This window comes from Streptomyces sp. MnatMP-M17 (assembly GCF_900091995.1).
In the GTDB taxonomy this organism is placed as follows: Bacteria; Actinomycetota; Actinomycetes; order Streptomycetales; family Streptomycetaceae; genus Streptomyces.
Map to the genome: position 1 here is coordinate 1 of NZ_FMDK01000048.1, position 10,557 is coordinate 10,557.

Consider the following 10,557-nt stretch of genomic DNA (forward strand, 5'->3'; position numbering starts at 1 on the left):
CCCGCCGCTGGGCCCAGCGGCTCGCCGCGCACCGCCCGTACCCGGATCTCGACACCCTGCTCGCGGCGGCCGACGAGGCCAGCTACGACCTCTCGCAGGCCGATCTCTCCGAAGCGCTCGCCGACGAGTCGTCCTCGGGCCCGCCGCACAGCGCGCCGCCCGCCGCGCGTACCGCCCTGCGCGCCGCGCACGCCGCGTACGAAAGCAGCTTCGGCCACGCCTTTGTGATCAGCCTCGACGGCCACCGGCCCGAGGAGTATCTCGACGAGGTGCTCGCGGGCATCCGCACCCGGCTCTCCCACGAGCCCGACCACGAGCGGGCCGTCGCCGCGGACGAGCTGCGACGGCTCGCCCGGAGCCGGATCGCGCTGCTGATCGCCACACCCAGGGAGCCGGGCGGCACCGGGCCGGGCGGCACCGACCACACAGCCCATGTCCGACAAACCAGCTATACAGCCCATACGAGCCATGCAAGCCATACGAGCCATTCGGGATGCGGCCCCTCCGGAGCCGGGCTCTCCGGGCCGGCCCGATAGCCCGTCCGTGGCTCTTTGATTGCCTGTTTGATCACACCTATGGGCCCCCGGGCGGAGGAACCGACAACACGTCGCTACCATGGCCAGGGCCGGTGGACCGTACCCGGCCGGGCGCGACCGACACCACTGTGCTTATTGAGTAGAAGATGGCGGCCGGCTCTTCGATCACCGCTCCCGGAGGGTTTTTCCGTGCCGGCTGGAACGCTGTACCGCGGCCGGGAAGGAATGTGGTCCTGGGTGGCTCATCGAGTCACCGGCGTCCTCATCTTCTTCTTCCTGTTCGTACACGTGCTGGACACCGCTCTCGTCCGTGTCTCTCCCGAGGCCTACGACGATGTCGTAGCGACCTACAAGAACCCGGTCGTCGCACTGCTCGAGTACGGCCTTGTGGCCGCCATCCTCTTCCACGCGCTCAACGGCCTGCGTGTCATCGCCGTGGACTTCTGGTCCAAGGGCCCGCGCTACCAGAAGCAGATGCTCTGGACCGCCGTGGGTATCTGGCTCGTCCTGATGGTGGGCGCCCTCTACCCCGTGCTCGGCCACGCCGCGCGCCAAGTCTTCGGGAGCTGAGAGTCCGCCCATGTCTACCAACAACACAGTCGCCGACAGCACCACCTCCGCGATCAGTGACGTCGAGGGCGAGGAGCCTGTGGGACAGTTCAGCGCTGCTTTCCCGGCGCCTCTCATCGAGGCGCCGCGCAAGCGGACCGGCAAGACTCCGAAGTCGACCCGCGGCAACTTCGAGATGGCCGCGTGGCTCTTCATGCGCCTCTCCGGTGTCGTCCTGGTCGTCCTGGTCATCGGCCATCTGATCATCCAGCTCGTACTGGACGGCGGAGTGTCCAAGATCGGCTTCGCCTTTGTGGCCGGCCGCTGGGCCTCGCCGTTCTGGCAGGTCTGGGATCTGCTGATGCTGTGGCTGGCGATGCTGCACGGCGGCAACGGCCTCCGTACGGTCATCAACGACTACGCGGAGCGCGCCACGACGCGCCTGTGGCTCAAGGGCCTGCTGTACACCGCCACGGTGTTCACCATCCTTCTCGGCTCGCTGGTGATCTTCACCTTCGACCCGAACATCCGCTAAAGCCGGGGCTGACGAGACTCACTATGAAGATCCATAAGTACGACACCGTCATCGTCGGCGCCGGTGGCGCCGGTATGCGCGCGGCCATCGAGTCGACCAAGCGCAGCCGTACCGCAGTGCTGACGAAGCTCTACCCGACCCGGTCCCACACGGGCGCCGCGCAGGGCGGTATGGCCGCCGCGCTCGCCAATGTGGAGGAGGACAACTGGGAGTGGCACACCTTCGACACGGTCAAGGGCGGCGACTATCTGGTCGACCAGGACGCCGCCGAGATCCTGGCGAAGGAGGCCATCGACGCGGTCCTCGACCTGGAGAAGATGGGCCTGCCGTTCAACCGGACGCCGGACGGCACCATCGACCAGCGCCGCTTCGGCGGCCACTCCCGCAACCACGGCGAGGCGCCGGTCCGCCGGTCCTGCTACGCCGCGGACCGTACGGGCCACATGATCCTCCAGACGCTGTACCAGAACTGCGTCAAGGAGGGCGTGGAGTTCTTCAACGAGTTCTACGTCCTGGACCAGCTCATCACCGAGGTCGACGGCGTCAAGACGTCGGCGGGTGTGGTCGCGTACGAGCTGGCCACCGGCGAGATCCATGTCTTCCAGGCGAAGTCCGTGATCTACGCGTCCGGCGGCACCGGCAAGTTCTTCAAGGTGACCTCGAACGCGCACACGCTGACCGGTGACGGCCAGGCCGCCTGCTACCGGCGCGGACTGCCGCTGGAGGACATGGAGTTCTTCCAGTTCCATCCGACGGGCATCTGGCGCATGGGCATCCTGCTGACGGAGGGCGCCCGCGGTGAGGGCGGCATCCTCCGCAACAAGGACGGCGAGCGCTTCATGGAGAAGTACGCGCCCGTCATGAAGGACCTCGCCTCCCGCGATGTGGTGTCCCGGTCCATCTACACGGAGATCCGCGAGGGCCGCGGCTGCGGTCCCGAGGGCGACCATGTCTATCTGGACCTCACGCACCTCCCGCCGGAGCAGCTCGACGCCAAGCTGCCCGACATCACCGAGTTCGCGCGGACCTATCTGGGCATCGAGCCGTACACCGACCCGATCCCGATCCAGCCGACCGCGCACTACGCCATGGGCGGCATCCCGACCAATGTCCAGGGCGAGGTCCTCGCCGACAACACGACGGTCGTGCCCGGTCTGTACGCGGCCGGCGAGGTCGCGTGTGTCTCCGTGCACGGCGCCAACCGTCTGGGCACCAACTCGCTGCTGGACATCAATGTCTTCGGCCGCCGGTCCGGTATCGCCGCCGCCGAGTACGCCCTGAAGAACGACTACGTCGAGCTGCCCGAGAACCCGGCGGCCCAGGTCGAGGCGCAGGTCGAGCAGCTGCGTACGTCCACCGGCAAGGAGCGCGTCGCCACGCTGCGCCTTGAGCTCCAGGAGTGCATGGACGCCAATGTGATGGTGTTCCGTACGGAGCAGACCATCAAGACGGCCGTCGAGAAGATCGGCGAGCTGCGTGAGCGCTATCTGAACGTGTCCGTCCAGGACAAGGGCCGGCGCTTCAACACGGATCTGCTGGAGGCGATCGAGCTGGGCAACCTGCTCGATCTGGCCGAGGTGATGGCCGTGTCCGCGCTCGCCCGCAAGGAGTCCCGCGGCGGTCACTACCGCGAGGACTACCCCAACCGTGACGATGTGAACTTCATGCGCCACACCATGGCGTACCGCGAGGTCGGCGACGACGGCAACGAGTCCATCCGTCTCGACTACAAGCCGGTCGTCCAGACCCGCTACCAGCCGATGGAGCGTAAGTACTGATGGCTACACCCGTACTGGACAAGGTCGAGGCGGAGTCCGCCGCCTCTCCGTACATCACGGTCACATTCCGGATCCGCCGCTTCAACCCAGAGGTCTCCGACGAGGCCCAGTGGCAGGACTTCCAGATCGACATCGATCCCAAGGAGCGGGTGCTCGACGGTCTCCACAAGATCAAGTGGGAACTGGACGGCTCGCTCACCTTCCGGCGCTCCTGCGCGCACGGCATCTGCGGCTCGGACGCGATGCGTATCAACGGCCGTAACCGGCTGGCGTGCAAGACGCTGATCAAGGACATCAACCCGGACAAGCCGATCACGATCGAGCCCATAAAGGGACTCACGGTCCAGAAGGACCTGATCGTGGACATGGAGCCGTTCTTCCAGGCGTACCGCGATGTGATGCCGTTCCTGGTCACCTCCGGCAACGAGCCCACGCGGGAGCGGCTCCAGTCCGCCGAGGACCGCGAGCGCTTCGACGACACCACCAAGTGCATCCTGTGCGCCGCGTGCACCTCGTCCTGCCCGGTCTTCTGGAACGACGGCCAGTACTTCGGTCCCGCCGCGATCGTGAACGCGCACCGCTTCATCTTCGACTCGCGTGACGAGGCCGCGGAGCAGCGTCTGGAGATCCTCAACGACAAGGACGGTGTGTGGCGTTGCCGCACGACGTTCAACTGCACGGACGCCTGCCCGCGCGGTATCGAGGTCACCAAGGCGATCCAGGAGGTCAAGCGCGCGCTGATCACGCGTCGCTTCTGAGCACGTTCGCTCCTCTGAGCACGTTCGCTCCAAGGGCCCGTTTCTGTGGGGAAGTCCATTCAGAAGCGGGCCCTTCCTGTGCCAGGATCGGTGGTGCATTCGGGACCAGGGGAAGCGGGGAGAGATGACGGAGCCGAATCCGTACGCGGACGGGGAGTACACATGGGGGCCGCCGCCGCAGTCGCCGGGTCCGGGGCCGGTGACTGGGCCGGGAGCGACCGGAGCGCCGGGCACGCCGGAGTACGACTTCCCCAATCCCACGCTCATCGACGGCGGATCGGGCTCGATGCCCGGCTACGGCCACCCGGGCGCCACGCCCCCGCCCGGCTACGGCTATCCGCAGGCCCGCGCCCCGTATCCCGTACCGATGGGCGGCGGCACACCGCTGGTGTCGATAGGTGACATCACCGTGCTGCCCGACTCGATCGTGACACCGTCGGGCACACTGCCGCTCAAGGGCGCGGTCTGGAACGCGACGGACATGTCCCGTACGGAGGAGAAGATCCCGGCCTACGCCATCGTCCTGGCGATCGTCTTCTTCCTCTTCTGTCTGGTCGGTCTGCTCTTCCTGCTGATGAAGGAGAAGACGACGACCGGCTTCATCCAGGTCTCCGTGACCAGCGGCGGCACACACCACTCGACCATGATCCCGGCCAACCATCCGGGCGCCTTCCACGCCGTCATGGGCCAGATCAACTACGCCCGCTCACTGAGCGCCATGTGACCGACTGACACAGCTTCACCATCGCGTCCGGCGCCGGGAACTCCCCGGCGCCGGACGCGTTTTCGCTGCCTTCCGCCGCCCGCCAACTCCCGCTTGAACATGTTCAAAAATAGGTCTACAGTCCATGACATCCAGCTTTTGAACGTGTTCAAAGGGAGGGTGGGGGATGGACCTCACTGTTGTCGCGTATGTGGTCTACCTGCTGATCAGCGGGGCGCTGACCGTGTGGGTGGCCCGGACACTGAGCAGAAACGGGCGGATCTTTCTCGCCGATGTGCTCCATGGGGACGAGAAGCTCGCGGACGCCGTCAACCATCTGCTGGTGGTCGGCTTCTATCTGGTCAACCTCGGCTTCGTCGCGCTCTATCTCAAGAACGCCGACGCCGTCGAGAACGCCCGCGGGCTCTTCGAGGCGCTCTCGGTGAAGATCGGTGTGGTGCTGCTCGTGCTCGGAGTGATGCATCTCGGCAATGTCTATGTGCTCAACAAGATCCGGCGGCGCGGAATCATGGAGCGCGAGCAGCGGCCTCCGGTGCCGCCGCAGGGCTGGACGGGACCGGCCGACAAGGGCCCTTGGGCCGGTCCGGCCGCTCCGGCCGCCGGAGTGTGAGCGGCCATGACCGGGACCGAAGTCCGCACGCCCGTGCACCGGTTGACCGTGCTGTACGACGCGCAGTGCCCGCTCTGTGTGCATGTACGGCACTGGCTGCTGCGCCAGCGTCAGCTCGTACCGATCGAGCTGGTGCCCGCCGCCTCGCAGGAGGCACGGCGGCGCTATCCGGACCTCGATCACGGCTCCACGCTCAAGGAGATCACCGTCATCGGTGACCGGGGCCAGATCTACCGGGGTACGGCCGCCTGGATCGTCTGCCTCTGGGCCCTGGCCGAACACCGGCCCAAGGCCCACTGGCTGGCCACTCCGGCCGGCGCTCCCTTCGCCAGGGTGACGGTGCTCGCCGCCGCGAAGTACCGGGAGCTGACGGCCGCGTCCTGCGACGGAGCGTGCGAGGTGCCCGCTCCGTCGCATTAGGCTCGGGCACTGTGAAGGACGAGAACGCCGTGAAGGACGCGCAGGACGCCGGAACCTCCAAGGGCGCCAGCAGATCCAAGGCCCCGGCCGCCAAGAGCGAACAGACCCGTACGCTCATCCTCGAAACCGCGCTGCGGCTCTTCCAGGAGCGCGGTTACGACAGGACGACCATGCGGGCCATCGCCCAGGAGGCCGGAGTCTCCGTGGGGAACGCGTACTACTACTTCTCGTCCAAGGAACATCTCGTCCAGGGCTTCTACGACCGGATCGCCGCCGAACACCGGGTGGCGGTCCGGCCGGTGCTGGACCGCGAGACCGATCTCGAAGCACGGATGGCGGGCGTGCTGAAGGTCTGGCTCGACATCGCCTCGCCGTACCACGAGTTCGCCGCGCAGTTCTTCAAGAACGCGGCGGATCCCGAGAGTCCGCTGAGCCCTTTCTCCCCGGAGTCCGAACACGCCCGCGACGCGGCCATCGCCGTCCACCGGGAGGCGCTGGTCGGCTCCAAGGCGAAGGTCGCGGACGAACTGGCCGACATACTGCCCGAGTTGATGTGGCTCTCGCAGATGGGACTCGTCCTGTACTGGGTCTTCGACCGCTCGGAGAACAGCACCCGCAGCCGCCGCCTGGCGGAGCGCGGCGCCCTGCTGACCGCACGAGGCGTCGCGCTCTCCCGCTTCCGCGTGCTACGGCCGCTCGTCCGTGATGTGCACGAGCTGTTCACGGACTTCCTCCCGGGCATGGCGGAGGCAGCGGCCTCGCGCAAGACGAGGCCCCAGCCGGAGCCCGAGACCGACTGACCGGTCTGACGGCCCTGCGTGCACTGCCTTGCGACATCACACGATGGTCTGGGTTTTGACAAGCAGTTCCGCCCAGACATGCTTTCCCCATTGACACACGTCAGTGCCCCAACGGCAGGCATGAGCCTCGATGAGGAGCATGCCGCGGCCTGCCTCCGCGTCACTGCTGGGCTTACGGACGACAGGCGTCGCACGGGAGTTGTCGCTGACGGTGATACGTACTCGGTCATCGGAGCTGCGGATGACGCTCACGCGCATCGTCGGGCATCCGCTGTGCTGAACTGCGTTGGCGACGAGTTCGGAGACAACCAGCGCGCCGGTGTCGACGAGGTCGCCGAGTCCCCAGGCATTGAGGGCCGCACCGACCAGCAGACGAGCACGGCGCGCGGAGGCATCCTCGCAAGGGAGCGTTTCGCTGCAGCCCGGGGCGCCGATTGCGGTGGATCTTGTTGCAGGTGTGGTCACGCGGTCTTCCCTCCGGGGGTGAAAGGTCAGCCGCGACTTGTTCTGGCTTCAGCCAGTTGTTCATGCTGACAATGTCCAGGGAACCGCTCCATACGGGCACTCTCCACGGCATTCGTGCGGCAGGCTTGACGCAAAACCGTGCGCTGTGGACACCCGTTCTGCCGCGGTGACCGGCAGAGCGTGGAAAGGGGCTGCTGGTTGGCCTTGCTAAGAGGCGGAGAGCGCTGGGCTACAGCCAGGAAGGTCTCGCGCATGTGCTTGGTGTCGACCGGACGACAGTGGGCCGGTGGGAAACCGGAAAGACCACCATCCAGCCATCGTTACGCCCCAGATACGCCGAGGCGCTGGGGCTCGGTCTCGCCGAACTCGATGCTCTGATGGTCCAGCCCGCAACCATGCGCCACGAGGCCGTAAGGTCGTCTTCGGGCGACCGCCAGGACTCAGGGGACCGCTACGGTTCAGGGGATAGGGACGACGTGACGCGTCGGCCAGCAAAGAGGCCGGATCATACGACCTCTGGGCCTGCGCTCTCACCCGTCACGCCTACGTCGATGTACACGAACGGCGTTACCAGGAAGCTGTGGGCGTCCTGTCGGCCGCTGAACGAATCGCCCGGCGCGGAGACAGTTCGCTCTCGACACGGCATTGGGTTGCTGCGGTGCGGGCCGAGGCATTCGCTGGACTCGGCGACCTTGAAGCCTGCGAACGCGCGCTGGACGAGGCCGAGAAAGTCGTACACCTGGCTGGACCGACGCAGAACAAGGGATGGCTCCGCTTCGACGGCTCACGCCTAGCGGAGGAACGTGGAGCACGGTACGTGCAGCTCGGCCGGCTCGATCTCGCCGAACGGACCCTCCGGGGCGCTCTTGGCCAAGTGGCCCTCGCAGAAGGCCAGTCGTTTCGGCGGCGGGGTGTCGTCCTCGCCAATCTGGCCGCCATCGGCGTCAAGCGCAAGGATCCGGAACAAGTCGTCGCCTATGGCCGCCAGGCACTTCATCTCGCGCAAGAATCTTCCTCGGGCTATGTCGTCCGTAGACTCCAGGCTCTACGCGCGGACTTCGGCGGTCTCGCACACGATGTCCGCGTTGCCGAGCTGGACGCCGAGATCGACGCGCTGAGCGCAACGCACCGAGAGGGGTAGGCATGTCGCAGACCGAGGGCGCGCGGCTGTTCCGTGAGACGTGGATCGCGGGGGTACGTGAACACTTTCCCGGCGAGCCCAAGCCCGGCTATGTGACGCCTTGGGAGGACACCCCGGAGTGGGAGCGTGAAGCAGCCGGCGCCGTCTACGAGCAGGTGCGCCAGTTCCTTGCCCTGAGCGGTGGCCATGCCTCGCGCCTCACTCGCGAGCAGAAGAGCCGCTTCGTCGCCACATGCTGGACGGCTCAGATGTTCAAGCACTTCGGGAATCCGAAGCCCGGTTACGTCGCGGACTGGCCCGACCTCCCGGACTGGCAGAAGGAGACGGACTCGGACATCTTCGAGGCGATCGAGAAGTCCCTGAACTGATCCGGACCCCGCCGCGAGGAGGGGGTCCGGTGTGCCTTGGGCCGCGGCCGCCGACCGACCGGCTGGGGTCTCAGTTGATCGCGTCCGCGATCTCTTCCGTGAGGGTCAGGTCGTGGACGGTTGCCTCCGGGGCGATGGTGATGCGGCGGGTCCAGGGGGCGTAGCCGGGGGAGGTGATCAGGAGTCGGTACGGGCCTGCTGCTGGAGCCGCGAGGATGTAGGAGCCGTCTGCCAGGGACTCCACCTGGTCGAGCCGGCGGCCCGCCGGGGTGAGCAGGGTGAGGGTTGCCGAGCCGACCGGGTCGCCCTCGGACGAGCGTACGAAACCGTGCACCGCCGTCGCGTGGGCCGGGCCGGGTGAGGGGTCCGGGGTGGGTTCCGGTGCCTTCTCGCGCGGATCCGTCGCGACGCGGGAAAGCCGCCTGTCCAGCCAGGCCGGCAACCGCACCACCCCCTTGTGCCGGTAGCACCAGCGTGCCCATGCCTCCACGATGTCCACCCCTCTTTCCCGGTCGTTTCCTGGCCGTCCCCCTGGCCGGATCCCAGAATCGGGCCGCCGCCCGGCGTACGGCGTGGCGCGGCCATGACTCACAAGGAACTCCCAAGCGGCCGCGGTGCCCGAGGCGAGCGCGGTACGGATACTGGGGGCATGACAGCTGGGGACGGGACGGCAGCGGCGGCGACGGCAACCGTCCTGGTCGTCGAGGACGAGCCGAGCATCGCGGACGTCCTCGCCATCGCCCTGCGGTACCACCGGTTCGAGGTGGTGTCCGCCGGGAGCGTGCGGCAGGCCGCGGAGGCGGTACGGCGGACGCGGCCCGATGTGGCGCTGCTCGACGTGATGCTGCCGGACGGCGACGGCCGTGAGATCGGCCGTCAACTGCGCGAGTGCCACCCGGAGATCGCGGTGGTCTTCATCACCGCGCGGGACGCGCCCGCCGAGATCGTCGGCGGCCTCGGGCTCGGCGACGACTACATCACCAAGCCGTTCAATGTGGACGAGGTGATCGCCCGGATCCGGGCCGTGCTGCGCCGTACGCGGCCCGCGGACCGGCTGCCCGCCCGGCCGCCGCTGCGCTACGCGGATCTGGAGCTGGACGAGGCGACGTACACCGTGCGCAGGGCGGGCCGGCCCGTGGATCTCACGCCCACCGAGTACGCGCTGCTGCGTTTCCTGGTGCGCAACGCCGGTTCCGTGGTGACGAAGGAGCAGTTGCTCCGTCATGTCTGGCGGTACGAGCACGCGGCCGAGTCGACCGTCGTGGAGACGTACATCAGCTATCTGCGCCGCAAACTCGATCCGCTGGGACCGCCGTTGATCACCACCCGCAGAGGTGTGGGATACGGCCTGGCGAGCCCGGCGTGAGCCGGACCGGGCGTCCGCACCGCACACCGTCGCAACGAATACGTCCGCGCCGCACGCACTCGCTGCGGACCAGGCTCACGTTCGTCAATGTGCTGCTGCTCGCCCTCGGGATCGCCGTCGCGACCGCCGTCAGCCTCTTCGGGCTCCGCCACTATCTGCTCGGCGCCATCGACTCCGAGCTGACCGGCTCGCGCGAGGGCCTTCAGCGCAGCGGGATCACCATGAAGCAGATCGAGTCCCTGAGCGCGCTCGCCGCGGTACGGGACATCCTCGCGCCCGGCGAGTCGGGCGCGAGCACCCTGCCCAAGCCCGAAACGGTCTTCGTGGCCGTCGAAGGCTCGGGCAGGCCGATGTCCTTCACCGGGATCCCGCCGAGCGAGCGCCAGCGGGCCCTGGCCGCGGCGGTCGAGGATCCGGTGGCGGCGGCCCGTTACGACACGGCGCGCGATGTGGACGTGGACGGCGAGCCGTACCGGATGACGGCCGCCCGGCTCGGCGACGGCTCGG

13 protein-coding genes and 2 pseudogenes are annotated in these 10,557 nt (G+C 67.6%); 13 read left to right on the top strand and 2 right to left on the bottom strand.

All coding sequences use genetic code 11. From position 1 onward, the window contains the following. From GA0115259_RS02790 to GA0115259_RS02830, 9 genes are all read left to right on the top strand, one after another. The coding region (locus tag GA0115259_RS02790; RefSeq protein WP_093590315.1) for a 2-oxo-4-hydroxy-4-carboxy-5-ureidoimidazoline decarboxylase at positions 1-536 on the top strand (536 nt) is incomplete at its 5' end. Positions 537-725: 189 nt separating this feature from the next. Next, positions 726-1,106, top strand: a complete 381-nt coding sequence (gene sdhC, locus GA0115259_RS02795; RefSeq protein WP_079124857.1) for a succinate dehydrogenase, cytochrome b556 subunit — start codon at positions 726-728, stop codon at positions 1,104-1,106. Between the two features lie 10 nt (positions 1,107-1,116). Next, complete coding sequence (locus tag GA0115259_RS02800) at positions 1,117-1,620, top strand: succinate dehydrogenase hydrophobic membrane anchor subunit (protein ID WP_093590318.1); 504 nt, start codon at positions 1,117-1,119, stop codon at positions 1,618-1,620. Positions 1,621-1,643: 23 nt separating this feature from the next. Further along, a complete protein-coding gene (gene sdhA / locus GA0115259_RS02805; RefSeq protein ID WP_093590321.1) occupies positions 1,644-3,398 on the top strand; it encodes a succinate dehydrogenase flavoprotein subunit in 1,755 nt (584 codons plus the stop codon). Then, complete coding sequence (locus GA0115259_RS02810) at positions 3,398-4,156, top strand: succinate dehydrogenase iron-sulfur subunit (protein ID WP_093590324.1); 759 nt, start codon at positions 3,398-3,400, stop codon at positions 4,154-4,156. Before sdhA ends, GA0115259_RS02810 begins: the two co-directional genes overlap by 1 nt. A 124-nt stretch (positions 4,157-4,280) precedes the next feature. Next, complete coding sequence (locus GA0115259_RS02815) at positions 4,281-4,880, top strand: hypothetical protein (protein ID WP_093590327.1); 600 nt, start codon at positions 4,281-4,283, stop codon at positions 4,878-4,880. A 166-nt stretch (positions 4,881-5,046) separates the two neighbouring features. Further along, on the top strand, positions 5,047-5,490 hold the full coding sequence (locus GA0115259_RS02820; RefSeq protein WP_093590330.1) for a hypothetical protein: 444 nt from the start codon (positions 5,047-5,049) through the stop codon (positions 5,488-5,490). A gap of 6 nt (positions 5,491-5,496) precedes the next feature. Then, positions 5,497-5,910, top strand: a complete 414-nt coding sequence (locus GA0115259_RS02825; RefSeq protein ID WP_176732410.1) for a thiol-disulfide oxidoreductase DCC family protein — start codon at positions 5,497-5,499, stop codon at positions 5,908-5,910. Positions 5,911-5,939: 29 nt separating this feature from the next. After that, complete coding sequence (locus GA0115259_RS02830) at positions 5,940-6,710, top strand: TetR/AcrR family transcriptional regulator (RefSeq protein ID WP_176732411.1); 771 nt, start codon at positions 5,940-5,942, stop codon at positions 6,708-6,710. A gap of 36 nt (positions 6,711-6,746) precedes the next feature. Here GA0115259_RS02830 and GA0115259_RS02835 read toward each other — a convergent pair whose 3' ends face one another. After that, positions 6,747-7,175, bottom strand: coding sequence for an ATP-binding protein (locus GA0115259_RS02835; protein ID WP_093590336.1), 429 nt, complete (start codon positions 7,173-7,175; stop codon positions 6,747-6,749). A 194-nt stretch (positions 7,176-7,369) separates the two neighbouring features. Between GA0115259_RS02835 and GA0115259_RS02840 the strand changes: the two are divergent. Then, positions 7,370-8,316, top strand: a pseudogene (locus GA0115259_RS02840) (helix-turn-helix transcriptional regulator). A 2-nt stretch (positions 8,317-8,318) separates the two neighbouring features. After that, the gene (locus GA0115259_RS02845; protein ID WP_093590339.1) at positions 8,319-8,684 is read left to right on the top strand and encodes a hypothetical protein; all 366 of its coding nucleotides are present in this window, start codon (positions 8,319-8,321) and stop codon (positions 8,682-8,684) included. Between the two features lie 70 nt (positions 8,685-8,754). On the opposite strand, the gene GA0115259_RS39950 is transcribed toward GA0115259_RS02845, so the two are convergent. Continuing rightward, positions 8,755-9,183, bottom strand: a complete 429-nt coding sequence (locus GA0115259_RS39950) for a carboxypeptidase-like regulatory domain-containing protein (protein ID WP_161230266.1) — start codon at positions 9,181-9,183, stop codon at positions 8,755-8,757. A 150-nt stretch (positions 9,184-9,333) separates the two neighbouring features. Here GA0115259_RS39950 and GA0115259_RS02855 point away from each other — a divergent pair, with 150 nt between their 5' ends. Further along, entirely contained in the window at positions 9,334-10,050 is a 717-nt protein-coding gene (locus GA0115259_RS02855) for a response regulator transcription factor (RefSeq protein WP_093590342.1), read from the top strand. Beyond that, positions 10,047-10,557 (top strand): annotated as a pseudogene (locus GA0115259_RS02860) (sensor histidine kinase); the annotation flags it as partial. The gene GA0115259_RS02855 and the pseudogene GA0115259_RS02860, both read left to right, overlap by 4 nt.

Coding starts and splice junctions, on each gene's coding strand:
- GA0115259_RS02800 (WP_093590318.1), top strand. CDS start 1,117: ATGTCTACCAACAACACAGTCGCCGACAGCACCACCTCCGCGATCAGT.
- sdhA (WP_093590321.1), top strand. CDS start 1,644: ATGAAGATCCATAAGTACGACACCGTCATCGTCGGCGCCGGTGGCGCC.
- GA0115259_RS02810 (WP_093590324.1), top strand. CDS start 3,398: ATGGCTACACCCGTACTGGACAAGGTCGAGGCGGAGTCCGCCGCCTCT.
- GA0115259_RS02815 (WP_093590327.1), top strand. CDS start 4,281: ATGACGGAGCCGAATCCGTACGCGGACGGGGAGTACACATGGGGGCCG.
- GA0115259_RS02820 (WP_093590330.1), top strand. CDS start 5,047: ATGGACCTCACTGTTGTCGCGTATGTGGTCTACCTGCTGATCAGCGGG.
- GA0115259_RS02825 (WP_176732410.1), top strand. CDS start 5,497: ATGACCGGGACCGAAGTCCGCACGCCCGTGCACCGGTTGACCGTGCTG.
- GA0115259_RS02845 (WP_093590339.1), top strand. CDS start 8,319: ATGTCGCAGACCGAGGGCGCGCGGCTGTTCCGTGAGACGTGGATCGCG.
- GA0115259_RS02855 (WP_093590342.1), top strand. CDS start 9,334: ATGACAGCTGGGGACGGGACGGCAGCGGCGGCGACGGCAACCGTCCTG.